The organism is Trichocoleus sp. ST-U2, from assembly GCF_039961875.1.
Classification (GTDB): domain Bacteria; phylum Cyanobacteriota; class Cyanobacteriia; order Cyanobacteriales; family FACHB-T130; genus FACHB-T130.
Map to the genome: position 1 here is coordinate 102,105 of NZ_JAMPJY010000006.1, position 25,416 is coordinate 127,520.

The 25,416-nt window shown below is 46.7% G+C and carries 17 protein-coding genes; 12 read left to right on the top strand and 5 right to left on the bottom strand.

The window, feature by feature from the left end; translation table 11 throughout:
• Positions 1 to 86: 86 nt before the first annotated feature.
• Both NC996_RS05820 and NC996_RS05825 read left to right on the top strand, forming a co-directional pair.
• Entirely contained in the window at positions 87 to 503 is a 417-nt protein-coding gene (locus NC996_RS05820) for a DCC1-like thiol-disulfide oxidoreductase family protein (protein ID WP_190687614.1), read from the top strand.
• A 331-nt stretch (positions 504 to 834) separates the two neighbouring features.
• Complete coding sequence (locus tag NC996_RS05825) at positions 835 to 1,335, top strand: hypothetical protein (protein ID WP_190687617.1); 501 nt, start codon at positions 835 to 837, stop codon at positions 1,333 to 1,335.
• Positions 1,336 to 1,359: 24 nt separating this feature from the next.
• Here the strand turns inward: NC996_RS05825 and NC996_RS05830 are convergent, their stop codons facing one another.
• Positions 1,360 to 1,791 carry a hypothetical protein gene (locus NC996_RS05830; RefSeq protein WP_190687620.1) on the bottom strand — a complete coding sequence of 144 codons (432 nt, stop codon included), beginning with the start codon at positions 1,789 to 1,791 and terminating at the stop codon, positions 1,360 to 1,362.
• A gap of 436 nt (positions 1,792 to 2,227) precedes the next feature.
• Here NC996_RS05830 and NC996_RS05835 point away from each other — a divergent pair, with 436 nt between their 5' ends.
• The 5 genes from NC996_RS05835 (at position 2,228) to NC996_RS05855 (ending at position 6,834) form a co-directional block, all read left to right on the top strand.
• Positions 2,228 to 3,079 carry an alpha/beta fold hydrolase gene (locus NC996_RS05835; protein ID WP_190529229.1) on the top strand — a complete coding sequence of 284 codons (852 nt, stop codon included), beginning with the start codon at positions 2,228 to 2,230 and terminating at the stop codon, positions 3,077 to 3,079.
• A gap of 79 nt (positions 3,080 to 3,158) precedes the next feature.
• Positions 3,159 to 3,629 (top strand): photosystem II protein PsbQ, encoded by a 471-nt coding sequence (gene psbQ, locus NC996_RS05840; protein ID WP_242029085.1) that lies wholly within the window; start codon positions 3,159 to 3,161, stop codon positions 3,627 to 3,629.
• Positions 3,630 to 3,782: 153 nt separating this feature from the next.
• Complete coding sequence (locus tag NC996_RS05845) at positions 3,783 to 4,880, top strand: FAD-dependent oxidoreductase (RefSeq protein ID WP_190687623.1); 1,098 nt, start codon at positions 3,783 to 3,785, stop codon at positions 4,878 to 4,880.
• Between the two features lie 36 nt (positions 4,881 to 4,916).
• Positions 4,917 to 6,266 (top strand): glycoside hydrolase family 3 protein, encoded by a 1,350-nt coding sequence (locus NC996_RS05850; RefSeq protein ID WP_190687627.1) that lies wholly within the window; start codon positions 4,917 to 4,919, stop codon positions 6,264 to 6,266.
• Between the two features lie 85 nt (positions 6,267 to 6,351).
• Positions 6,352 to 6,834: a hypothetical protein gene (locus NC996_RS05855; RefSeq protein WP_190687630.1), complete on the top strand. Its 483-nt coding sequence runs from the start codon at positions 6,352 to 6,354 to the stop codon at positions 6,832 to 6,834.
• Between the two features lie 133 nt (positions 6,835 to 6,967).
• Here NC996_RS05855 and NC996_RS05860 read toward each other — a convergent pair whose 3' ends face one another.
• The 3 genes from NC996_RS05860 to NC996_RS05870 all read right to left on the bottom strand — a co-directional run bounded on the left by NC996_RS05860 (position 6,968) and on the right by NC996_RS05870 (position 10,902).
• Positions 6,968 to 8,086, bottom strand: a complete 1,119-nt coding sequence (locus NC996_RS05860) for a phosphodiester glycosidase family protein (RefSeq protein ID WP_190437269.1) — start codon at positions 8,084 to 8,086, stop codon at positions 6,968 to 6,970.
• A 161-nt stretch (positions 8,087 to 8,247) separates the two neighbouring features.
• A complete protein-coding gene (locus NC996_RS05865; protein WP_190667546.1) occupies positions 8,248 to 8,685 on the bottom strand; it encodes an NUDIX hydrolase in 438 nt (145 codons plus the stop codon).
• 138 nt (positions 8,686 to 8,823) lie between these two features.
• On the bottom strand, positions 8,824 to 10,902 hold the full coding sequence (locus NC996_RS05870; RefSeq protein WP_190687632.1) for a prolyl oligopeptidase family serine peptidase: 2,079 nt from the start codon (positions 10,900 to 10,902) through the stop codon (positions 8,824 to 8,826).
• A 211-nt stretch (positions 10,903 to 11,113) separates the two neighbouring features.
• Here NC996_RS05870 and NC996_RS05875 point away from each other — a divergent pair, with 211 nt between their 5' ends.
• The 5 genes from NC996_RS05875 to NC996_RS05895 all read left to right on the top strand — a co-directional run bounded on the left by NC996_RS05875 (position 11,114) and on the right by NC996_RS05895 (position 22,882).
• Entirely contained in the window at positions 11,114 to 17,287 is a 6,174-nt protein-coding gene (locus NC996_RS05875) for a CHAT domain-containing protein (RefSeq protein ID WP_199303210.1), read from the top strand.
• A 102-nt stretch (positions 17,288 to 17,389) separates the two neighbouring features.
• On the top strand, positions 17,390 to 20,053 hold the full coding sequence (locus tag NC996_RS05880; RefSeq protein ID WP_190687635.1) for a zinc metalloprotease HtpX: 2,664 nt from the start codon (positions 17,390 to 17,392) through the stop codon (positions 20,051 to 20,053).
• Between the two features lie 705 nt (positions 20,054 to 20,758).
• The gene (locus NC996_RS05885; RefSeq protein WP_190411951.1) at positions 20,759 to 21,166 is read left to right on the top strand and encodes a hypothetical protein; all 408 of its coding nucleotides are present in this window, start codon (positions 20,759 to 20,761) and stop codon (positions 21,164 to 21,166) included.
• 72 nt (positions 21,167 to 21,238) lie between these two features.
• The gene (gene gatB / locus NC996_RS05890; RefSeq protein ID WP_190533660.1) at positions 21,239 to 22,723 is read left to right on the top strand and encodes an Asp-tRNA(Asn)/Glu-tRNA(Gln) amidotransferase subunit GatB; all 1,485 of its coding nucleotides are present in this window, start codon (positions 21,239 to 21,241) and stop codon (positions 22,721 to 22,723) included.
• A 24-nt stretch (positions 22,724 to 22,747) separates the two neighbouring features.
• Positions 22,748 to 22,882 (top strand): hypothetical protein, encoded by a 135-nt coding sequence (locus tag NC996_RS05895; RefSeq protein ID WP_277877538.1) that lies wholly within the window; start codon positions 22,748 to 22,750, stop codon positions 22,880 to 22,882.
• A gap of 409 nt (positions 22,883 to 23,291) precedes the next feature.
• On the opposite strand, the gene NC996_RS05900 is transcribed toward NC996_RS05895, so the two are convergent.
• Positions 23,292 to 25,340, bottom strand: coding sequence for a response regulator (locus NC996_RS05900; RefSeq protein WP_190687758.1), 2,049 nt, complete (start codon positions 25,338 to 25,340; stop codon positions 23,292 to 23,294).
• Positions 25,341 to 25,416 lie beyond the last annotated feature (76 nt).

A 25,416-nucleotide genomic window follows, 5' to 3' on the forward strand; every position in this document is an offset into this window, starting at 1 on the left:
ATTATTGAATTTAAATTAATCTTTTAGCCCGAATATACGCTCTAAAAATAGGTTTCAAATTAATTCTGAAAAAAGCTGTTAACTCAATGACTTACCATGTAATTTATGATGGCAATTGCAATCTCTGCGTCACCCTTGTGCAACTGCTGGAAGGTTTAGATAAAGGGCAGATGTTTCAGTACATTCCGATGCAAGCTCCAGAAGCCCTCAAGCACTTTGGAATTACATCCCAAGATTGTGAAATGGGAATGATCTTGATTGATGCCGATACGCCTGAGAGACGGTGGCAGGGAAGTGATGCAGCAGAAGAAATTGGGCGATTGTTGCCAATGGGGAGCCTATTTGTGGATGCATATCGAGCTTTACCGGGGGTGAAGTGGATGGGCGATCGCACTTACGAACAAATCCGCGATAACCGTTACACCATCTTTGGCAAACGTTCTTCTACTTATCAATCTAGTTACCCAGCTAGTTTTTGTTCTACGGGATGTGTTACTGAATAAGAACTCACAAAAACATTTGGTGGGAAACTGAAAGCGATCGCCCAAACAAGGTAACACCCTAAAAGTAGAGGGGAAGCATTGGGATACTCTCGCCAAAGCTTTCCTTCCCCAGGTAGACGCTAGGCAGTAGTTTTCGTTTTTAAAATAATAGTTAGCTATCGCTGTCCTGTTGCGAAAAGTCGCCGCTTAAAAGCTGGTGGCTTGGTTTTACAATTGCTGGCTTGGGGCGGTGATTTAACAAGGGCGGGAAAAAAGCTTTATCAAGGTTTGATCGGGGGGTTATCTACTGCTGTAGCGACTAGCTGCGAAGTAGATTTAGGAGATTTGGGCAATGAACAAGAGATTTACGAATAATCGGGTTGCCGATAGAACAAAGAGCTTTTCCGAAGGATTTTGGAACAGTGGCGGCGCGATCGCATTAGCGCTGCTTGCCATGCTTCTTCCTGGTTGCGTAGCTGTCCAGAAAGAAGCGGCTGCCCCTGAACCTACCACAGCCGTTGAAAAAGTTGCTCAAAACACGGATCAACTGATCGGTCAAACAGTAACGGTCAGTGGCGAAGTTGAAGAAATTATTGGTCCCAAAGCGTTTCAGTTAGAAGACGACAAAATATTCAGTGGCGAAAAAGTGTTGGTTTTGAATGCAGTTCCTGCCACAGTTGCGATCGCTGAAGGTAAGAATGTTACGGTGACAGGGCAAGTTCGGAAATTCGTCCTGGATGATTTTGAGAAAGAGTACAACTTAACGAATGATTTAAATGTCAAGAAGAAAATGGAAGCCGAATTTGAAGGCAAGCCGGTAGTCATTGCTCAGACAACCCAAGTCATCGAGTAATTCCCTAGGGATTACCCATTCGACTTAAGCGATTTCTTCGCTGTTGAACAGTTCAAATATTTGCCGACAAAAGTGCTTCAGCTTTTCCCCTACTTCAGGCACTGGCTGGGATTCCCCGACAAACTGCCACTCCTCTACGGTCGAGAGTAGCCACTGTTTGCCTTTATGGTCAAAACCTGCTAATTCGACACCGATAGCACGGCGAATCCCAGTCACGGGGTCTTCGTAAAAACGAATCTGTACCAAGATGCTGCGGCTTTGAAATAAGCGACTTCTGCCAGGAAAATGGAAGCCGATATCAATTGAATCCGGATCGACTAACTCTCTAGTATCCGGGTCGTTTGCCCAAGGTTTTAAATCTGCTTTTGCATCAGGAAACTCAGATTTGTAGAGATTGACAACAGCAGCAATCTTACTAGCGACTTGTATGTTTGTGGCCTGTTCAGCTGCATTCACTTCGCTTGGGTTCCCCTAAACTTGCGCGTTTTCAGTTGTTTTGGCGTTTAAATATAACAGGATGTTCTCTATTTCGCAACTTGGTAGAGCATCCTTCTTTAAGTTTATTCATTGACGCGATAAGAATGGTAAATCTGGATACTATACAAGTGCTATTTTTTAAGGTATATTCAAATAATGGAAATATGTGCGTTTTTTGAACTTGCCCTTAAATTTCCATTATAAAGAATTGAGTAAAAAATAAATATAAACTCCTAATAATATACCAGAAAAAATTGCTAAATTATCATGAAATCCTTGAAATTCTAATATTTCAACAGCGGAATTGTAGATGCAATTTTAACCAGAATACTAAAATTAAAACTTGACTTGCTTTGCCGGAGATTCCCGCTTTTGCGGTAAGCTCAAGCAACCGGGAGATGTGCAGGCAAAGATAGTGTCAACCAATGAGCAATTAATCAAGATCGGTTCCTTGGAATGGTTTTACCGGGAAGAGAATCCGATTGGTAGAAGTGATAACCTGCCAGTTCTGCTGCTGCACGGGTTGCCGTCGCAGAGTTATAGCTGGAGCGGGGTAATGCCCGGATTAGCAGAGAAAGGGTATAGAGCGATCGCGCCTGACTGGATTGGTTTTGGCTTCTCGGCGAAACCAGAGCGGCGGGACTTTGCGTATACACCCGATACCTTCATCAACGCACTAGCAGAATTCATCCAACACCTGGAAATCGAGCGATTCTATCTGGTTGTTCAGGGATTTTTGGGTTCTGTGGGACTCCAGTACGCCCTGCGTCATCCAGACAAAATCGAGCGCTTGGTTATCCTCAATACACCTGTGGCAACGACTGCCAAGCTGCCTTGGAAGATTCAACAACTGGGTCTGCCTTTTGTCGGCGATATGATGACGCAAGACCCGCTCTTGGTGGACAGAACCTTAGAAGGTGGTAGCCGTTACGTCATCCCAGATAAGGATTTAGACGTTTACCGCCGTCCCTACCTCAAAAGTTCGGATGCGGGGCGAAGTCTCCTGTACACCGTGCGGAATCTCCAGCTTCAGCAGTCGATGGCAGAAATAGAATCCGGTTTTCAAAGCTGGACGCAGCCAACTTTAATTGCCTGGGGGATGAAAGACCCCTGGCTTCCCTTCACTCAAGCGCAACAGCTGGCGAGTTCCATCCAGAGGGCAGAAATCATGAAGATGGAAGAAGTCGGGCATTATCCTCAAGACCATTGGTCGGACAAAGTCAGCGATGCGATTCAAGGGTTTCTGCGTCGTCAGGCAATTGGATAATGGGTGATATCATCTCTTTTTCTCTTCTCCTCTCGCGTTTTCCCGATTTTTCTCTAAAATAACAGGGGAAATTTGATTCATGGTTTCAAAAAATAGCATGATGGCACGTTATCGGTCTATTTTGGGTTTAATTTTGGCAGTGGTAGCCACATTTATGATTAGTTGCGGTAGTGCAACTGCGGCAACGAAATCGGCTCCTACTTACACGGCGGCTCAGATTGAGCAGATTCAGCAATCGCTTCCGGGAATTCAAGAACAGCGCGATCGCCTTAACACATTGCAAACCTTCATCCAACAACGGCGATGGGTAGATGTGGGTACATTTATTCACGGGCCACTAGGAGATTTGCGACGGAATATGAACCGTGTGGCGGATAGCTTGGCTCCTAAGGACAAACAGGCGGCGCGTCAAGCAGCAAAAGATTTGTTCAGCGATCTGGTCAGAATCGATCAGGCTGCGAAAGAGGCGGATTATCAGCAAGCGGTGACAAACTTCCGCTCTGTATTGCAAGAGTTCGACGCCTTTATGAACTTGATTCCGAAGGCATAGCCAATTAAGGGGTAATTGGGAAAAAGTTATTAGTCCTGGGTCATTTGTCATGAGTTCGTTGCTACTGACTCAGAATTCAGGGCTGATCGTCATTACCGATTACCCCGTTACCGATTACCCATTTCTCATGCGCTCTTTCTGATGCGCTCTCAGATGAGTCAGGTTGTAATTATTGGATGCGGCGTTGTTGGGGCTGCGATCGCTTATGAACTCAGTCTAATTCCAGGGCTAACAATTACAGTCTTGGACAAGCAACCACCCGCACAAGCCGCCACTGGCGCTGCATTGGGCGTCTTGATGGGCGCGATCAGTCACAAAATTAAGGGCAATGCCTGGAAAATGCGGCAGGCTAGCATCCAGCGCTATGAAACCCTGATTCCAGAGCTAGAAGCGCTTTTAAACCGTCAGCTCCCCTTCAACCGCCAGGGAATTCTGATGCTCTGCTTTGCCGGTGAAGATTTACCTCGTTGGGAAAAACTGGTAGAAATTCGCCACACTCAAGGCTGGCACCTGGAAATTTGGGACGCCGCCCAACTCCAGTCTCGCTGTCCTCAGTTGAGTCATGAGATAATCGGCGCGATTTATTCTCCCCAAGATCGGCAACTCGACCCGGTTGCTCTGACTTTAGCGCTGGTTGATGCTGCCCAACGCAACGGCGTTACCTTTAAATTTGGCGTCACCGTTTTAGAAGAGGAAGCAACAAATACGGACATTCGCCACATTCAAACAACCGCAGGGCAAGTTGATGTTGATTGGTTAATTGTGGCAGCGGGGCTTGGTTCCACCCCACTCACAGCGTCTTTAAAACAACCGATTGATATCCGCCCGGTATTGGGACAAGCGTTGCACTTGCGCCTAGCGCAGCCAATGGGGCGTGCAGATTTCCAGCCGACAATTACAGGCAATGATGTCCACATTGTGCCTGTAACGGACACAGAATACTGGGTTGGTGCGACGGTGGAGTTTCCCCATAATGGGGATGAGATAGTGGCAAATGCCGCCCATCTGGATGCAGTCATGGCGCAAGCGATCGCGTTTTGCCCCAGCCTAGCCCAAGCCACAATCCTTAAAACTTGGTCGGGATTGCGTCCCCGCCCCGAAGGACGCCCCGCCCCTGTTATCGGTCTTCTGCCCGGTTACAGCAATGTTCTTCTCGCCACAGGTCATTATCGCAACGGCGTTTTACTCGCACCCGCCACCGCCCAAGCGATTCGGGAACTGATTGAGCGATCGCTCAATCAAGATAAATAATCGTCAAACTATGTCTAGTTTTTCTTTTCTGTTTAAATGGTTAATTTACTTAAAATACTTAAAGTATTTTTAGCGATCGCACTTCTATTCCTTGCCTTTAATTTAAGAGCGCCTTTCCTCCCAAGCATAAAGTTTTATTTATTTTTAGGTTTAATCGCAATCAATTTGGCTTTGATTTTTACTGAAATCAAAGCCTTTACTCCCTCGAATCTTAAAAAAAAATTCCTGAATAAAACAATCCTAGTGATTGCTTGCCTAAGTCTTTTTACAGTTTTAACAGTTGAAATAAGATTCAATTTACTAAAACAAAGTGTATTCCACGCCAACCCATCCCAAATAGAAAAGCTGGGTCAGCACTTTATTATTGGCTACCGAGACTTAAATGAAGTAAAGAAGCTAGTTTCTAAAAAAGCCATAGGCGGTATATTTTTCACAACTAGAAATATTAGAAATAAAACCCAAGAAGATATCAAGCAAGAAATTAGTGCTTTGCAGGAGATTCGCCGCAGTCAAGGTTTATCTCCTTTATGGATAGCGACCGATCAAGAAGGGGGTGTAGTCTCTCGATTATCTCCCCCTCTAACCCGATTACCTCAATTATCAAAAGTTATTTCTGAGTCTGCAAATATAGAACAAGCAAAAGAGAAAGTCATCAAGTATGCCAAAACTCAGGCAAGTGAGCTATCTACAATTGGAATTAATCTAAATTTTGCCCCTGTGTTGGATTTAAACAAAGGAGTGATAAATCCAAACGATAAATTTTCTAAGATTTATAAGCGAGCTATTTCGTCTGATAAGGAAGTTGTTGAAAAATTTGCTTTGTTATATTGTCAGACGTTAGAAGCAAATGGGGTTAGATGTACGATTAAGCATTTTCCGGGATTGGGAAGAGTAGAGACCGACACCCATCTTGAAAGTGCAGAATTGCATACTTCTGTGAATGAATTAGCGCAGGATGATTGGGTACCCTTCCGGACATTAATGAGTAATTCTCAGGCTTTTACAATGTTGGGTCATGCTAAATTGATGGCGGTAGATGCTGAACATCCCGTCTCCTTTTCCCAGAAAGTAATTAGCATAATTAGAAATGATTGGCAACAAAATGGGGTTTTAATTACTGACGATTTTTGTATGTATGCAGTTTACAACAGTCAAGATGGTTTGAGAAATGCTACCGTCAAGGCGCTGAATGCCGGAGCAGATTTGATATTGATTGCTTACGATAATGATTTATATTATGAAGCGATGGATGCTTTAATCAAAGCTGATAATAAGCGCCAATTAGAGAATGAACTGCTAATAAAAAGTAGCAGCAGGTTAGATCAAACCAAAAAGACTCTCTATGGATTGCCCAAAGGGTTGCAGATAAGTGGAACAAACGGGTGAGATTAGATGCGGCGTTAGCGAAGTGTTTACTGTATATTAATAAATATAAATAATAGAGCAAAACTTTAGCACTTCAGCCGTCAATATGTCTAGCGAGCCTCTAGGAAAACCCCGTCCCCTCTGGCAAGTGATTCTTTTATCGATTATTACCCTGATGCTGTATTACGGTTGGTATAAGTGGATAATCCAAGAAGAATTACGTCGCTACAAAGGTTATGGTTGGTCAGGAACTTTATGCTTAGCGCCTTTTGTTTTGGGGGTAGCAGTTCCCCAATTGTTGCGTATATTCGATCCTGATGTCCCTGGCGGGTTTGGTTGGTTTTCCTTGCTGGGAATTGCCTGGATTTACATTGTGCAGTTCAGACTCTATAAAACTGTAAACGAACTCTACAGCGAAGCTGGAATGAAAGAACCACTGGTTGTCTGGTGGATTTTTGTACCAGGTTTAAATCTAATCGTTGGCTTGAGACAAATTCACTTTTTAAGTGAGTATTGGGCAAGTAAACAAGGGATAAGTGTTAACGATCCGCTTGCTGAGAGTATTCCTTTTCTCTCTGCGAATGCTTAACGCTGTTCAAAAGATAAATCTAAAGAGGAAGCTGATAAAGCAATCCTATTTTAGGGGTGAGATGCTAGTGCTTCAGATCCCCGACTTCCTGGAGAAGTCGGGTAATCTCTCCTTCACGAATCATTTGGGACGGCTATAAAGGAATCGAGGGGCGATCGCCTGCTTGAAAGCGTTGCCAAGATGTTTTCAAAGCTGAAGGAGCAGGATAATTAGTGTCATAAACAACAATTACATTCGTCAGGTTCCGTCCTGCGGGAAGTAAAATTCTTCCATTATGGGCTAAAGCTTCTGAAGCACCACCATCCAAATTCATTGCTTCAATACAGCCAATCGCTTTCATAATGTTGGCTTCTTGTTGTAAAGATAGACTAGCAAGAAAAGAAATTAAAAATAACTGTTTTCGATTCGCTGGAAACCCAATCGCAGTCCGATATCCTACACCGAGAACATGAGGATCGGCAAAGCCTTCTGATTGCGGCGAGATAGAAATTTTTCCTTGTTTAATCAGTCTTGGTCCGCAAGTAATTGAAAACCAGTGTTGATCCCAATTCGGCTGTCCTTCTGTTCGGGCGGTAATCATTTCTAATTGATTACCTGCTTTAATCCCCAAGGTAGTCCCATAATTTTCCCAGCGGCTGTATTTAAGAAACCTGCCAGCCGCCACCATGTTACCCATCACCCACTTCTGGTTACTTTTATCAAAAAAGGTGCCATTGGCTACCACAGCAGCCTTCTGACGCGCTACCAACTTGGCAAAAGGTTCATCACCATTGCTCACCGTTGGCCCGTTGGCATAAGTCGCATTATTTGCTAAGCCCAGAGTGATGAAAGTTTCTGGGTCAGAGAGGTCAATCGTGGTTTGATAAAAAGACACCCCAGCCACTGTTTTTTGGGTAACTTGCACGGGTTTTCCCTTGGCAACAGCGGGATTTACTTTGGTTTTGGAGGACGGTTGAGATGGTTTAGGCGTGGCGCTGGTTTTTGGAGTTGGCGAAGGTAAAGGCTCAGGAGAAACGCTGCTTATTGGTGTTGGCGTACTGCTAGGTAAAGGGTTTTGAGCGACTCCGTTTTGAGACTCCCAGAAAGCGATCGCTTTCTCCCATAACTGACGAACGAGACTAGCAAAATTGGAGCGGTTTTGGGGAATTGAGAAGAATTCGGTTAAAAATTGAGCAAGTGCCAAACCTACTAAAAATAAAAAAGTGCGCCGCAGCATTTTACGGCAACCATTGGGTTGTTTTCGATCTGGCATAACTTCGCTTACTTCTCGTCTAGCGACTAAATATTGAGCGATGGGAGTAGAGCGATCGCGTGCATCAACAAGAGCGATCGCTCTACTCAGTTTTAGCAGAAGCCGCGATTTTCAAAGATTCCTGAAAAATACCTACACCTTAGCCCCATCAACGATTCAGGCTATTCGAGAGGTGATTGTAGAGTGAATAAGGTATCGGCGAAAGTCATGAAAATGCGTTTGAGTTCGGCTTCCTCAACGCGCTTAACCGCTTGTTTCACACTCACCCACTGTCGCTTTCTAAAGCTAGCTTCGGGCCAAACTTCCAGCACCGTTTTCACCTGCATTAAAAATACCTCAACCTGGCAGGTGCCTCCCCCTTTTTGATACTCGTAAGTCCCCATCAAAGTCGGTAGCACCTGACCGATGATTCCCGCCTCTTCCCAGGCTTCTTTGGCTGCCGAAGTTTGCGGGGTCATAAACGGCTCAATCATTCCTTTAGGAATCACCCAGCGTTTTCCTGTTGAGGAAGTGATCAACAAAACTTCGATTTTTCCGTTTTTGATGCGATAGGGGATGACCGCCGATTGCTGATAACGCTGGGCTGATTTTAGATTCATGGAACTTATCTTTTTTGGCGATGTTTGATAGGGGATTGCTCCTTGGATTTGCTCTTCAAACCAGGCAGATAATGACTGATGATTGAGTGAGATAGCAATCGATTTGAGTTGAGCGATCGCTCTCGCGCATCCGCGCCGCTACGCGAACACCTCCCGCACCAGGAAAGCCCACCGATCCGCAACTTCCTCAATAATCTTAGTCGTTGGCTTCCCAGCCCCATGTCCCGCTTTAGTCTCAATTCTAATTAATACGGGTGCAACACCTGTATGAGCTGCTTGCAAAGCGGCAGCAAACTTGAAACTGTGGGCAGGCACCACCCGATCGTCATGATCCGCTGTTGTAATCATCGTGGCTGGATAAGAGGTCCCAGGTTTGAGGTTGTGCAGCGGCGAATAGGCATAAAGCGCGTTGAACTCCTCCGGGTTTTCCGGAGAACCATAATCCGAAGTCCAAGCCCAGCCAATCGTGAATTTATGGAAGCGCAGCATATCCATCACTCCCACCGCTGGCAACGCCGCACCGAATAAATCCGGGCGCTGAGTCATACACGCACCCACCAACAATCCCCCATTACTGCCGCCGCCGATAGCAAGTTTTTCCGGGGTTGTATAGCCGTTAGCAATTAGCCACTCCGCCGCCGCGATGAAATCATCAAAGACATTTTGCTTATTTAGCTTCGTGCCGCCCTGGTGCCACTCCTCTCCATACTCGCCGCCGCCGCGCAAATTGGGGACAGCATAGACCCCGCCCATCTCCATCCACACCAGATTGCCAACCGAGAAACTAGGCGTCAGGGAGACGTTAAAACCGCCGTAGCCATAGAGATAAGTAGGGTTACTTCCATCTAGTTGCAGCCCTTTTTTGTAGGTGATAAACATGGGCAGATGGGTGCCATCTTTGCTGCGATAAAATATCTGCTTTGTCTTGTAATCATCAGGGTTGAAATCAACTTTCGGTTGACGAAAAATTGTACTTTCACCACTAACCATGTCGTAGCGGTAAATAGTGGCAGGTGTGGTAAAACTGGTGAAGCTATAGAAAGTTTCCGTATCGTAGCGTTTACCGCCAAAACCTCCAGCCGAACCAATTCCCGGTAACTCAACTTCCCGCACAAAGGAGCCGTTCAGCTCAAAGATTTTAATCTGAGTCCGGGCATCTTTTAGATATTCAGTCACAAACTGATTATTGAGTAGACCCACGCCTTCGAGGACTTCTTCCGCCTGCGGGATGATTTCTTGCCATTCCTCCTTACTTACTGGAGAGGAGGGAAGATTGAAGGTATCAATTGCGATCGCGCGACCGCGAGGCGCATCTAAGTCAGTGCGAAACCAGAAGATTGAGCCATCATTGTCGATAAAACTATAGCTAGCCTCAAACTCGCTAATTAGCTCAATCACGGGCGCATCTGGATTGGTTAAATCCTTATAAAACACCAAATTCTTAGGATCGCTTCCTCGCCACACGCTAATAATTAGGTAATGCCCATCCTCGGTGACGCCACCGCTGAAACCCCATTCTTTTTGGTCAGGGCGATCGTAGACGAGGATATCCTCAGATTGTGGCTTACCCAGTCGGTGGTAGAAAAGTTTTTGATAGTAGTTAATATCTTCTAATTTGCTTGTTTTGGTCGGTTCATCGTAGCGGCTATAGAAAAAACCTTGGTTGTCTTTCGTCCAAGACGCGCCAGAGAATTTAATCCACTTGAGATGATCGGAAAGGTCTTCGCCCGTCTCAACATCGCGTACCTTCCATTCTTGCCAATCTGAACCAGAGGTGGATAAACCATACGCCATCAAATTCCCATCTTCGCTAATCGAAATCCCCGACAAAGCAATAGTGCCATCTTCTGAAAGTTTGTTGGGATCTAGCAAAACTTTTGGCTCGCCATCCAGGGACGTTAATGTATAGAGAACGCTTTGATTTTGCAAGCCGTCGTTTTTGAAATAGAAGTAGCGATCGCCTTCTTTAAACGGAAGACTGTATTTTTCGTAGTCCCACAGTTCGGTTAGCCGTTGCTTAATTTTTTCCCGAACCGGAATTTCATTTAAATAGCTAAAAGTAACTTGATTTTGAGCCTCAACCCAAGCTTTGGTTTCATGCGAGTCCGGATCTTCTAGCCAACGGTAAGGATCAGATACCTTTGTTCCGTGATAGTCATCAACTTGATCGACTTTTTGGCTAGTTGGATAAGTAAGGGCTTTATCTGGATACTGCATAGGGTTGGACTCTTGGTAACACTGTCCAGTCTAGCGCCAGATTTGGTTGAGAAGAGGGCGATCGCTTCCTTCCCAATCCAGTTTGCAGGAGCAATTCTTCGAGAAACCCAGTTTCTGGCAAAAAACTATAGATCGAATTACATAAGTGCCAAATTGTGAGAGATAAGTATTCCAGTAGATAATCGCGATCGCGCTGCCCTCATTGAGATTTATGCGTCTCCCAAGAATTGGTCTATTTTTTCTCCCCTGGTTCGCCTTCGGTGTCTCAACCCCCTTGCCTGTCTATTTTCCAGTCATATTCGATATGAAGGCGATCGCGCAAACGCCCAATGACCAGAAACTAAACCAAAATCCCGCAGCCAAACCTGCTGTATCGGACAGTTTTATTGATTACTTCGCACAAGAAGCTCAACTCAAAGGGCATGAAGGAAGTGTCAACAGCGCCAATTTTAGTCCAGATGGGAAGTTGATTGTCACCGCAGGAACTGACGGCACCGCGAGGGTGTGGGATACTTCTGGCAAGCAGATAGTGGAACTGTGGGGGCATTCAGCGAGTGTCAGGAGTGCCAGTTTTAGTCCTGATGGACAGCGCATTGTCACCGCATCGTTTGACGGGACTGCCCGTGTGTGGGATTTGTCGGGCAAACAGCTAGTAGAACTGACTGGACATCAAGGGTATGTTTATAGTGCCAGTTTTAGTCCCGATGGAGAGCGTATCGTCACCGCAGGTGCTGACAAAACTGCTCGCGTGTGGGACACTTCGGGCAAGTTACTGCTGCAAATCAAAGGACATTCAGGCAGTGTCTACAGTGCGAGTTTTAGTCCAGATGGCAAACGTCTAGTCACCGCATCTGCTGACAAAACTGCCCGTGTCTGGGATGCGTCTGGCGCAGAGACGCGATTAATCGCGTCTCTACAAGGGCATACTGACACAGTCTGGAGTGCCAGCTTTAGCCCCGATGGAAAGCGGATTGTTACCGCATCGGATGACAAAACGGCACGAGTGTGGGATTTGTCTGGTAAGCCGTTGGCGGAACTTAAAGGGCATCGGGATAGTGTGTACAGTGCTAGTTTTAGCCCGGATGGACAGCGAATTGTTACCACGTCTCTGGATAGAACCGCCCGTGTCTGGGATGTATCGGGTAAGTTGCTTGCCATGCAGCAAGGACATGAGGGAAGTGTTAACACCGGCAGTTGGAGCCGGGATGGCAAGTTGATTGTTACGGCGTCTAGTGATAGTAGGGCGCGAGTGTGGGATACGAGTAGTAATTTGCTAACTGAGTTGCAAGGGCATCAAGGCACTCTCAGGAGTGGGAGTTTTAGCTCTGATGGTAAGCTGATTGTTACTGCATCTGAAGATGACACCGCTAGGGTCTGGGACTTGTCCGGTAAGCAGATAACTGAACTCAAAGGACATCAGGGCAATGTCACCAGTGCTATTTTTAGCCCAGATGGAAAACTGATTGTTACTGTATCTGATGATAAAACAGCGCGTGTGTGGAATACTTCGGGCAAATTGCTAGCCGAACTTAAAGGTCATCAGGATGATGTTAGAACTGCCAGTTTTAGTCCAGATAGTAAGTTGATTGTTACCGCATCTGATGATAAAACAGCTCGTGTGTGGAACTTGTCCGGCAAACTGGTAACTGAACTTAAAGGACATAACAGAGATGTCACTAGTGCTAGTTTTAGTCCGGATGGAAAACTGATTGTCACTACATCCTGGGATGAGACTGCCCGCGTGTGGGATGTATCGGGCAAGTTGCTAGCTGTACTCCAAGGGCATCGGGATAATCTCACAAGTGCCAGTTTTAGCCCGAATGGCAAATTAATTGTGACAATCTCTTGGGACTTCACCGCCCGCGTGTGGGATGTATCGGGCAAGTTGATAGCTGTACTCCAAGGGCATCAGAGTTCTGTTAACAGTGCCAGTTTTAGCCCGGATGGAAAATTGATTGCTACTGCATCTGATGACTATACTGTCCGCGTGTGGGATGTATCAGGCAAGTTGCTAGCTGTACTCCAAGGGCATGAGGCAAAAGTCTGGAAAGCTAGTTTCAGTCCAGATGGACAGCGTATCGTCACCGCCTCCGTTGATAGTACTGCTCGTGTATGGGACGTTTCTGGCAAATTGCTAGCTGCACTCCAAGGGCATAAGTTTTCTGTCAATGATTCTAGTTTTAGCCCAGATGGACAATATATTATTACTGCATCTGCTGAAGGTACGGCTCGTGTGTGGAATGTATCTAGCAAAAAGCTATCACTGCTGAGATTGTTTCAAACCCCTTCTTTACATAAAGCGAAACCTCGGCGCAGCTTTTCCAAGCCCATTTCCTTTTTTGCAAATTTCAGTCCAGATGGACAACGGATGGTTGCCGTAGAAAGTGACGGTATTGCTCGTGTATGGCAGACCTCTGGCAAGTTGCTATCAATACTCACAGGTCATAACGATACTGTTCAAGATGCTAATTTCAGCCCAAATGGTCAACAGATTGTCACCGCTTCTTCAGACGGCACTGCTCGTATTTGGAGCGCTTCTGGTAATCTGCTTGCTGTACTGCAAGGTCATTATAAGAATGTCCAAACTGCCAATTTTAGTCCAGACGGTAAGCGGGTAGTCACTGCTTCTTATGATGGTACTGCTGGTGTATGGGATGTGTCTGGCAAATTACTAACCCTACTCCAAGGCCATAAAGATGCTGTCAACAGTGCTACTTTTAGTCCAGACGGAAAGCTGATTGTTACTGCATCTTTGGATGGTACTACTCGGTTATGGGATGCTTCTGGGAAGCTACTGGCGATACTGCAAGGAAGCCAAACTCTTGTAAGCAGTAACCGTTTTGTTGGACTTTTCTCAAGTGCTAGTTTTAGCCCAGATAGTCAACGTATTATTACGATATCCGGTGATGGTACCGCTCGTGTATGGGACGTTTCTGGGAAACTATTAACAGTACTCCAAGCTCATAACTATGTTGTCAGCGCTAATTTCAGCTCGGATGGACGGCATATTGTCACTGCATCGTTTGACGGCACTGCCCATGTGTGGAATATTTCTGGCAAGTTGCTAGCAGAACTCAAAGGGCATCAGAAACAAGTATGGAAGACACGTTTCAGCCCAGATGGACAACGTATTGTCACCGCATCTTTTGATGGTACTGCTCGTGTGTGGGATTTGTCGGGTAAGTTATTGGCAGAACTTACTAGGCATAATCGCCCAGTCTGGAGCGCCAGCTTTAGTTCGGACGGGAAACGGATTGTTACGGCATCTGATGACGGCATTGCCAATCTTTGGGATACGTCAGGTCAGGTGCTGACTGAGTTTTCATATCAGAATAACCAAGTCAACAATGCCAGCTTTAGCTCTGACGGAAAGTTGATTGTCAGTGCATATAAAAACGGCATCGTCCGTCTCTGGGATAAATCAGGTAAGTTGCTCACCCAATTTCTAGCTCACAATAGCATAGTCCATAGCGCTAGTTTCAGTCCAAACGGAAAGTTGATTGTCACTGCCTCTTTGGACAGAACAGCTCGTGTGTGGAATACTTCTGGTGAGTTGTTCGTTGAACTAAAAGGGCATCAAGGCAGAGTCAACAGTGCCAGATTTAGTCCAGACGGTAAGCTGATTGTCACCGCATCTGATGACAAAACGGCTCGCGTATGGGATACCTCAGGTAAGCTGCTAGCAGAACTTCAAGGGCATCAAGATTACGTCACAAGTGCTAGCTTTAGCCCGAACAGCAAGCTGATTGTTACTGCTTCTTATGACGCCACTGCTCGTGTGTGGGATATCTCAGGCAACCTGTTAGCAGAACTTAAAGCAGCTCAAGGCATCGTTATCAATGCTAACTTTAGCCCGGATGGTCAACTAATTGTCACTGCATCTACTGATGGTATTACCCGAGTATGGGATACTTCAGGGAAGTTACTAAAAGAACTTCAAGGGTATGAAACTTCTATCAGGGGGACTAGTAGTTTCAGCCCGGATGGAAAGTTTATAATCACCACGCATCTTGATGCTACTGCCCGTATATGGGACACAGAAGATAAGCTGTTTGTTGAACTCAAAGGGCATTTAGATAGGGTCAATAGTGCCAACTTTAACCCTGATAGCAAGCTGATTGTTACCGCATCCGATGATGGTACTGCCCGTATATGGAACTTGTCTGGCAAGCAAATTGCCATTTTGGAGCCGCTATTAAAAATTGCTACGACTCCACAATTAGAAGCAGATAGACTGCGAGACTTAGAATTCTACGCCCCCAATTGTTCAGCAGCGTTTCAGCCTTGGCAAACAGCATTAAAAATCTATCGGGAAATCGCAGACCACGAAAATGAAAGTTTAATGCTGGAAAAATTGGGCAATGCTTATTATTGCCTGAGTGACTATACCAATGCGATCGCATCCTACTCCCAGGCATCGGAAATCGCTAAAGAATTTAATTACCTCAAAATCCAGGTTAAAAATCTCTCAAATCTGGGCAGTGTTTATAATTCCTTAGCTGACTATAACAAAGCAATTCAGTATTACAACGATGCCTTAAAAATCTTAGAGCAGAACCAAGACCAACAAAGCAAAGCAGAAGTTATCAGAGGTAGAGGCAATGCTTACAACTCCCAAGGTAAATCTGACGAGGCAATTAAGGATTATTTGCAAGCATTAGCCATCGACCAAGCAGAGAAAAACAGTTCTGGCGTGGCAGAAGATAAAGTCTATTTGGCAAGAATTTATCAGTTTTTGGGTGACTATAACAAAGCTCTTCAATATTATAAAGAAGTAGAAGAATTTAACCCAATTGAAGCCCTGACAGGTTTGGGAAATACTTACTTAAATCTTGGCGACACGGCAAAGGCGATCGCTCTACACTCCTCAAGTTTAGAAAAAGCACGGCAACAGGAAGACAAGGAAGGCGAAGCCAATGCTTTGAATAATCTTGCTAATGCTCTGCGTCAAGCTGGCAAGGTCACAGAAGCAGAACAAAACCTACGTAAGTCAGTTGAGATTTGGGAAAATCTCCGAATTAAATTAGATGATGCTAATAAAGTGTCAATCTTTGAAAGGCAAGCTCGGACTTACCGCCTACTGCAAGAAGTTTTAATTGTTCAGAACAAAACTAATGAAGCACTGGAAATTGCCGAACGGGGCAGAGCGCGGGCTTTTGTGGAATTACTGGCTTCTCGATTATCTCCTAACCCGAACGAGCAATTTAGCATTACTCCGCCCAATATTGAACTGATTAAAAAAATTGCCAAGGAACAAAATGCAATTCTTGTTGAATATTCGATTATTTACGATAGTTTCAAAGTTCAAGGTAAAGAACAAACAAAGGAATCAGAACTCTATATTTGGGTTATCAAGCCTACAGGTGAAGTGACGTTTCGGACATCTGACCTCAAACCCCTGTGGCAGAAACAGAATCTTTCTCTACAAGACCTTGTTGCTAACACCCGTGAATCTATAGGGGTAAGGGGGCGTGGTGGCGGTATTGTAGCGGAACTGATAGAGGAAGAAAGCCCGACCAAACGATTACAGCAACTCCATCAACTGGTGATTGAACCCATTGCGGAAGAGCTACCTGTTGATCCAAATGCTCGCGTGATTTTTATCCCACAAGATGCGCTGTTCCTCGCGCCATTTCCAGCTCTCCAAGATGCTTCTGGCAAATACCTGATAGAAAAACATACCATTCTGACGGCTCCCTCAATTCAAATGCTGGATTTAACCCATCAGCGCACAAAACGGGTTTTGGGGGATACACGGACTTTTTCTAGCAAGAATGCGTTGATAGTCGGCAATCCTACAATGCCTAAGGTGGTGCTGAAACCGGGAGAACCCGCTGAGCAGTTATCGAACTTATCGGGGGCGGAACAGGAAGCTAAAGAGATTGCTAAACTGCTCAAGACTCAAGCAATTACCGGGAAGCAAGCGACTAAAGCAGCGATCGCGCAAGCATTGCCTTCTGCCCGACTTATCCATCTGGCAACACATGGGATATTTGATGATATCCAGGGATTGAACAGTGCGATCGCTTTGGCTCCATCCGGTTCAGATGAGGGTTTGCTCACGGCTGCTGAAATCTTAAACCTGAAGCTCAATGCAGAATTAGTCGTTTTGAGTGCTTGCGACACTGGACGAGGCAAAATTACCGGGGATGGCGTGATTGGCTTATCACGTTCATTTATTAGTGCGGGTATTCCGAGTGTCATTGTCTCTTTGTGGTCGGTTCCCGATGCACCAACAGCCTCTTTAATGACCGAGTTTTATAAAAATCTCCAGCTCAACCCCGATCGCTCCCAAGCATTGCGGCAAGCGATGCTAACAACCATGAAACACCACCCCGACCCTAGAGACTGGGCGGCTTTTACTTTAATTGGTGAATCCGACTGAAACGGATAGCCATCTGCGGTTGAAAATTGAAAATTGGCTGAATGATAGGCGATCGCTGAAGTGAGGGTATCTTGGAAGGAAGCCGAGTGCTGTTGAATTTTTATGGCTTCTGTTCCTAATCCCTCTCTGGAAGCTGGTCTAGCAGCCCTGAAACAGGGAAATTATCCAGATGCGATCGCCCACCTAGAAGGCGTTTGCGAGTTTGAGTTGAGTCAAAAGACAGTCCTTCGCGCTCAGATGGGGCTGGTGGTTGCCTATGAACGCACTGGCGAAATCGACAAAGCGCGATCGCTTTGTCAAACCCTCAGTCAAAGCAAATATCCCAAGGTGAAGGACTGGGGAGAGCGGAATTTGGCTAATTTGGTCAATCGTTATCCTCAACTTCAAAAAACGCCTTCCCCTCCACCAACGTCGGAGGCGACCGGGTTTGTCCCCTTACAAACACCTGCCACTTCACCCGCACAAGGGGCTGCGCCTGCGTCAGATGTCACCGGATTTATTCCCTTAGACCAACCGCCTCAAAAGCCTCAGCCATCCGTGTCGCCTGCTCTAGACGCGACCGGGTTTGTCCCCTTGCAAACGCCTGCCACTTCACCCGCACAGGGGGCAAAAGCCGCTCAACCTGCCTCTAAAAGCGTCAGGGCGAACAGCACTAAGCCAGTACAAAAGGTAACACCCTCCAACTCACCCTTAGTACAGGGCAAAGGGAAAGAAGCGGAAAGCAACCTAGAGGCAGAAGTAGCCGCCCCGACAGAAGCACCGATTGCGCCAGATACAGCAGCAGACACAGGGGTCATTTCTGAGACGCCATCTGAAACGCCATCTGAGACGCCAACAGATGAGAAAATTCTAGAATCGACCAGTATTATTGGCTGGCGTCAAGCAGGACGCGCCAAAGGATGGCGAGCAATGCCAGCAGTGAAACCAGAACGTCTGTGGTTGCTTCAAGCAGGGACTGCGATCGCGCTTTTCTGGGTAATTCGCGTTCTCGTGCAGTTCTTGATGACGACGACGAACAACTTCCTCATCAACCTGCCGTTTTTGCAGCCTATCCCAGCTTTTTACGAAGACCCAACTTGGCCTATCGTGACCGTGTTGGTGCTGCTAGCGTGTCTGTCTCCCTGGCTACTAGACTTCTTCCTCAAGCAATTTGAGAAGATGCAACCGCTGTCGCTGTCAGCGCTGTCTAAATCCAGCCCGGAAGCCGCCAAGATGCTACCCCGCTATTGCGGACAGCGCCGTTTGCCCGTGCCGACTTTGCGGATCTTACCCATCAGCGCCCCAGTCGCACTCACTTATGGAAATCTGCCTCGCACTGCCCGAATTGTGGTCAGTCAAGGACTCTTAGATCAACTGGCAGAGGATGAAATCGCCACAGTCTATGCCAGCGAGTTGGGGCACATTGTCCAAAACAAGTTGGTCGGTTTGGTGATGGCAACCATAATGTTCCTGATTGGAGGCTTTTTTAGCCTGTTGAGGAACTCAGACTGGGCTTGGACTTGTTGGTGGATTGCCCTGGCTTGTTTACCGTTGGGATTGAATTTGGCAGTGATGTCCCTCATCATGCTAATCGCCCAGATTCCTTACACCTTGTACCGACAAGTCGCGCAGTGGGGAGACCGCTTACAAAGCCCCCTGCTAAAGATTCCAGCGGTGGTTGTTTCGGCTTTGAGTTACGGCTTATTTTGGCTAGTTTGCTTTATCGGTTTGTGGCTGTCGCGGCTGCGAATTATCTATAGCGATCGCATAGCGGCAGATATCACTGGCAACCCAAATGCCTTCTCCCGCGCTTTATTGAAAGTTACCCGTGGCATTGCTGCTGATATCCAAAAACACCAGTCTACCCGCTGGCTTTTGGAAGGCTTTGATTTACTGACGCCAGTGGGATATCGGCAAGCCATCAGCTTGGGCAGCTTTCCCTCCCAGACGCCTTGGGAATCCCTGTTGCAATGGGGCTATCTCAACCCCCATCGCCAGTGGATGGTCATCAACAACAGCCATCCTTTAATGGGCGATCGCCTGTACTTGTTATGCCTCTACGCCCGCCACTGGAAACTAGAGACAGAACTTGACTTCACTCAAATGTCCGAACAGCGGATTCGAGCATCTTCGCTCAAAACTAAGAAGTCAAAACTTTGGTTACAAGGTGCCCCCTTCTTTGGCATTTTGTCTGGTTTAGCCTTGGGGTGCTTGTTCTGGCTGTTGGGGTGGATTGGCAGCTGGTTGGGAATCCGGCAACTTGCATGGATACTCGACGATTACTGGACGATCCTTGTCGGTTGTCTGCCGATAGGTTTTAGCATTGGCACCTTTTTGCGGATCAATCCCTTCTTTCCAGATATCAAAGCTTCCACTCTGCAAACGAACCCCAACCTATCCGATTTATCGACTCGAATCGATGCTTTACCTGTCGATAGTCAGCCGGTGCGTCTGCAAGGAAAACTCTTGGGGCGTCAAGGGATTAGCAACTGGCTGGGACAGGATTTAATCCTACAAACCGACACCGGCTTGGTTAAGTTACATTATTGCTCTCAACTGGGTTCTATTGGTAATCTTTTACCCTTGTCCACTCGTCCCAGCGACTTCGTAAATCGGCAAGTCACCGCAACTGGATGGTTTCGGCAAGGCGCGACCCCCTGGATTGACTTAGAAACCCTACGAACCCAAGGCGGCATTACCAGTCTCAGTCGGCACCCTATCTGGTCAACGATTATTGCCTGTTTAGCTGCGGCTTGGGGAACTTACATTATCTTGTTCGGCATTTAATTCACAAGTTGGCACACGCACAAATGACTGTTTGTAAATAAATATTGCAGCTTTTGAAAAAAATGTGTTACATTCCTTAACAAGGGACGACTTAGTGTATCGAGACGCAGGTTGGCTATCTACGGGATAATTGCATAGCTTTTTCGTCTTGGCATCAGGTTTTCCTCCTCCCAACACAGCAAGCTTGACCAGTCGCCGCGAGTGGCTGGTTTTTTTTAGCATACTTACCCGCCAAAAGGCGTATGCAAAAAGAGAGAATTTCAGCGATCGCGCTTCTTTAACTTCAATAATCAAAAGATTTAGAGCCGTCGTGAATTCTATCTATTTCTGTTCCTTTATTTTCTTGGCGTCGCTTGCGAAGCAACGACTAATTTTATATCCCTAAAAATAAAATCGACAATCATTAGATTAGGAATAATTTCAAAATTTATATTGTTAAATCATTTCGCTTGTATAGACCCATTTTGGAAGTTAACTCGGCTTCTGACTATCTAGCGGAAGCTAAATTATTTGAGAGTAATCCCGATAGCGCCGAATTAAGGCAGTTCGCAATTTTTAATTTCTCGCTGCAAGATTTAAACCGAACTAGAAACGAGCGATCGCAAGCGTGCATCCTCTACTTTATCCAGATAAAAATGAGCGGATAGACATCTTTAGTTCTGATGCTAAGATGTTGGGCATTCCCTAATTTAGGAGAATTGGTTGATGAAATCCTCAAAGGTTATTCTAGGAATTTTATTAAGTTTAACCTTATTAGGAGTCGGGGCGAGACTAGGACTCCAAAAAACGCCAGATGATGTCAGTCAAAGTGAGAAGTATCGCGATCGCTATGTTGCCTTTGTTCTGCCTAAGCTAGTTCGGGAAGTTCAAATAAGGCTGAACCTGGGGAAGAATCCAGGGGAAATCAAGCACGATTTAAAAGAATTTGCTCCGAAATATGAACAACTGATTGCAGACGCCGGTCGAAAAGCAGACGAAAACCTGGCGAACGAACCAAGAGACGCAGCCTTTGCCGAGCGATTCTGGGCTGAGAAGAAACGTATTTTAAAAGCAGAGTACGGAATCGATTGGAAATCACCAGCAGACATGAATCCAGAAGTCGTTTTTGATTAATTAAGGGCTACGAGGTTAAGACAAAGCTAAAATAGAGCCGAAGTGTTGCAATTATCTGCACTCTGTAAGCTCATGACGACTGCTGCTCCGGTTAAAACTCAGTACGAAGCTATTATCGGTCTGGAAACTCACTGTCAACTCAGTACCGAAACCAAGATTTTCTGTAATTGCTCCACCGAATTTGGTGCGACGCCCAATCAGAATGTCTGTCCAGTGTGTATGGGAATGCCTGGAGTATTGCCGGTGCTGAATCAAAAGGTGCTGGAGTACGCGGTTAAAGCCGGTTTGGCTCTCAACTGCGCGATCGCTCCTTATAGCAAATTTGACCGTAAGCAATATTTTTATCCCGATCTGCCCAAAAATTATCAAGTTTCTCAGTACGATTTGCCCATTGCCGAACATGGTTGGCTGGAGATTGAGCTAACTGACGCAGATGGCAACCCCATCCGCAAAAAGATTGGCATCACTCGCCTGCACATGGAAGAAGATGCTGGAAAATTGGTTCATGCGGGTAGTGAAAGACTCTCTGGTTCTACCTATTCTTTAGTAGACTACAACCGCACCGGCATTCCCTTGGTAGAAATTGTCTCCGAACCGGATATCCGTTCGGGGGTTGAAGCTGCTGAATATGCCCAAGAACTGCGCCGGATTGTCCGCTATCTGGGCGTCAGTGATGGCAATATGCAAGAAGGTTCGCTGCGCTGCGACGTGAATATCTCCGTGCGTCCGGTTGGTCAGAAGGAGTTTGGCACGAAGGTCGAAATCAAAAATATGAACTCCTTCAACGCCATCCAACGGGCGATTGAGTACGAAATCGACCGGCAAATTGAAGCCATCCAATCCGGCGAGCGAATTATTCAAGAAACCAGGCTTTGGGAGGAAGGTAGCCAACGCACAGTGAGTATGCGGAAGAAGGAAGGCTCTAGCGATTACCGCTACTTCCCAGAACCCGACCTAACTCCCATACAAGTCTCCGCTGAGCAATTATCTAAGTGGAAGTCGGAACTGCCGGAACTGCCAGCGCAAAAACGTCATCGTTACGAAAGTGAATTGGGTTTGTCTGCTTACGATGCCCGCGTCCTAACCGACGATAGATCGGTGTCGGAGTATTTTGAAGCGGCGGTTTCTGCCAAGGCGAATCCCAAGCAAGCGGCTAACTGGGTGATGGGTGATATTTCTGCCTATCTCAACACCGCTAAACTGAATATCGCTGAAATTGCCCTCAAACCCCAGATCCTCGCGGAACTCATCTCCTTAATTGAAGACGGAACTATCAGCGGCAAAATCGCTAAAGAGATTCTGCCAGAGTTGCTGTCTAAAGGGGGTTCTGCGAAAGAACTGGTAGAGAGCAAAGGAGTCAAGCAAATCTCTGACAAGGGTGAGCTGGAAAAAATCATCAATGAAGTTATAGCGGCAAATCCCAAAGAGCTGGAACAGTATCGCAGCGGTAAAACTAAGCTGTTGGGTTTCTTTGTGGGGCAGGTGATGAAGCAAACAGGAGGTCAAGCTGACCCGAAACTCACGAACCAAATGATGGCTAAGAAGTTGAACAGTTAGTTAGACAAGCCAAAATATACCGCCTTGCGGAGTCGTCAAAACCTACTCCGCAAGGCTGAAGCCCAGGCAACGGGTGCTGGTAGAAAATGTAGCGGATGTGCAGGCGATCGCTCGCAGAAATACGTATCTGCTACATTTGCCGCACAACCCTTTGCCTGATTTATGTTGACAATTATCTTCGTCTTCACTTCACATAAAAGCGAGGAAACTTCACGAAAAAAACAAAATAAGGGGTGACACCCCTCATCCCCAAGTGATATATTTTGTTTAGTAGATGCACCCTGATGATCGGGAGAGTCGCCCAAGTGGCTCTCCTTTTTTTTATGCCTTTTTTTGTATGGGAATGGGTCACAGCTTCATCGGATCGACCTACAAGCAGACACGCGAAGCGTCGCTCAAGGCGCTGTACCGGACGTTCGACTTCTTCGACAAGACGATCGGCGCGAACAGATAGTCCTGCTCCCATCGCGGGATATCTATCGCCTAACCAACGCTTACAGCCGTGCGGCTAGCAAGCAATGTCGTTATAGAAATCACCTGATTGAAAGAATGATTGGTTTAGAGATTGCTACACGTCTGCGAGCTTTGTACTCAGCCCCGCCAAGTTTGCCACAGAAGCAATTAATTTGATTGCCTCAACGGGTTTAGGCAGGTGTACCTGGAAACCTGCTTCGAGTGCCTGCGATCGCTCCTCACCCCTGGCATAAGCAGTCAGCGCGATCGCGGGAATGCTCGTTTCTCCTCGCTGAGATTCCAAAGCTCTGACTTTACGGATCAAACCATAACCGTCCTCATTCGGCATTCCAATGTCGCTCACCAGTACATCGGGTTTTAAGTGTTCTAGAGCTTGCATCGCTTCCTGAACCGATGCCACAGCCGTCACTTGAGCGTGGTATTGTTCTAGCGCCGCCCTCAAAAAATCGCGGGTATCCGTATCGTCATCCACCACCAACACCTGCAACGTTTCCAGAGAGGGAGGAGACGCGATCGCGACTTTTTTACCTGAGGAGATAGACTCCAAATCGCAAGTCTTGAGCTGATCGGATACTACTGGCAGCTTCACGATAAATGTTGACCCTTTCCCTTCTCCCTCACTTCTTGCCTCAATCGTGCCGCCTTGCAGTTCCACTAAGTTGTGGACAATTGCTAAACCAAGTCCCAAGCCACCATAGCGCCTGGTGGTGGTGCTATCTGCTTGACGGAAGCGATCGAAAATATAGGGGAGAAAATCTGGGCTGATGCCCACGCCGGTGTCGCTGATGCTAATTTGAGCGCGATCGCCATCCTTGAAAAGGCGCACCTGCACCTTTCCCCCTGAAGACGTGAACTTGATCGAATTGGAGAGTAGATTCCAAACAACTTGCTGCAAGCGGTTAGGATCGCCAGGAACCAGTTCCACGGCGCGATCGAGTATGCTTTCTAATTGAATTTCTTTATCCTCAGCCGCCGGACGAACCGCATCCAGCGCCGCCTCAATCACGGGTACAAGATTAACTTGACAGATATTTAACCGCAGCTTCCCGCGAATAATCCGCGAGACATCGAGAATATCCTCGATCAGTTGCGCCTGTAACTTGGCGTTGCGCTCAATCGTTTCCAGGGCACGGGCTGTCGTCTTTTCATCATACTTGCGACTGCGGAGCAGTTGAGTCCAACCCAGCATCGAGTTGAGGGGAGTGCGGAGTTCGTGAGACAGGGTGGCGAGGAACTCATCTTTAATCCGGTTTGCCGCCTCGGCTTCCTGTCGTGCCACCTGTTCGCGGATCATCTGAGCGCGGGCTTCCTCTGCGGCTTTGCGCTCGGTGATGTCTTCTAGGGTGCCGACATGACCGATAAGTTCGCCGGTATCGGTCAGCATCGGGGAGGAGCGCAGGTAAACCCAACGCACAATGTCCTCCGGAGTTTGGCAGCGAAACTCGTTGGAGCATTCCTGACCGATGCTCATGCAAGTAGACCAATGTCTATAGACGCGATCGCGGTCTTCTGGATGTACCGACTGCAACCAACCTTCTTCATAGAGCGAGGCTAAAGTTCCCGTTCCTACATCAGGCGTCAAGCCACAAATCGCTTGGCAGCGCGGATTTGCGTAGGTACAGCGCCCTTCAATATCGGTCATAAAAATGCCCAAGGGCGAGCAGGCACTTAACGAGCGAAAACGCTCTTCACTTTGCTTCAGTTCTGAGTTAACAGCAGTCAGTTGTGCCGCTTGTCGTTTCACCTCTGCGGTTTTCTTGAACAAGTCAACAAACACCCCCACCTTGGAGGTTAATATTTCCGGCTCCAGCGGTTTCAGCAGGTAATCTACTGCACCCAGGGAATAACCTTTGAAAACCAGAGAGTCGCTGCTGCTAAATGCGGTTAGGAAAATAATCGGCGTGTGGCGCGATCGCTGTCGTTGTCGAATCAACTTTGCCGTCTCAAATCCATCTAGACCGGGCATCTGGACATCAAGCAAAATCACGGCAAAATCCCGCTCAAGCAGACATCGCAAGGCTTGTTCGCCCGATGTAGCTCTGACCAAATTTTGACCGAGGCTGCCCAGGATCGCCTCCAAAGCCAGTAAATTTTCTGGGTGATCGTCCACAAGGAGGACGTTAACTATTTCTTCGGGCTGCATTTTCTGGAAGGTCGGGACTTGTTTGAGCGGCTTTGTCGAGCCTGCCACTGTTTCGCTATTGATACCACTATCCAAA

Bases quoted from the DNA above. Each gene is read 5' to 3' on its own strand.
- gatB (WP_190533660.1), top strand. From the start codon at position 21,239: ATGACGACTGCTGCTCCGGTTAAAACTCAGTACGAAGCTATTATCGGT.
- NC996_RS05850 (WP_190687627.1), top strand. From the start codon at position 4,917: ATGGTTAATTTACTTAAAATACTTAAAGTATTTTTAGCGATCGCACTT.
- NC996_RS05855 (WP_190687630.1), top strand. From the start codon at position 6,352: ATGTCTAGCGAGCCTCTAGGAAAACCCCGTCCCCTCTGGCAAGTGATT.
- psbQ (WP_242029085.1), top strand. From the start codon at position 3,159: ATGGTTTCAAAAAATAGCATGATGGCACGTTATCGGTCTATTTTGGGT.
- NC996_RS05880 (WP_190687635.1), top strand. From the start codon at position 17,390: ATGGCTTCTGTTCCTAATCCCTCTCTGGAAGCTGGTCTAGCAGCCCTG.
- NC996_RS05885 (WP_190411951.1), top strand. From the start codon at position 20,759: ATGAAATCCTCAAAGGTTATTCTAGGAATTTTATTAAGTTTAACCTTA.
- NC996_RS05865 (WP_190667546.1), bottom strand. From the start codon at position 8,685: ATGAATCTAAAATCAGCCCAGCGTTATCAGCAATCGGCGGTCATCCCC.
- NC996_RS05860 (WP_190437269.1), bottom strand. From the start codon at position 8,086: ATGCCAGATCGAAAACAACCCAATGGTTGCCGTAAAATGCTGCGGCGC.
- NC996_RS05845 (WP_190687623.1), top strand. From the start codon at position 3,783: ATGAGTCAGGTTGTAATTATTGGATGCGGCGTTGTTGGGGCTGCGATC.
- NC996_RS05875 (WP_199303210.1), top strand. From the start codon at position 11,114: ATGCGTCTCCCAAGAATTGGTCTATTTTTTCTCCCCTGGTTCGCCTTC.
- NC996_RS05825 (WP_190687617.1), top strand. From the start codon at position 835: ATGAACAAGAGATTTACGAATAATCGGGTTGCCGATAGAACAAAGAGC.
- NC996_RS05900 (WP_190687758.1), bottom strand. From the start codon at position 25,340: ATGCAGCCCGAAGAAATAGTTAACGTCCTCCTTGTGGACGATCACCCA.
- NC996_RS05870 (WP_190687632.1), bottom strand. From the start codon at position 10,902: ATGCAGTATCCAGATAAAGCCCTTACTTATCCAACTAGCCAAAAAGTC.
- NC996_RS05820 (WP_190687614.1), top strand. From the start codon at position 87: ATGACTTACCATGTAATTTATGATGGCAATTGCAATCTCTGCGTCACC.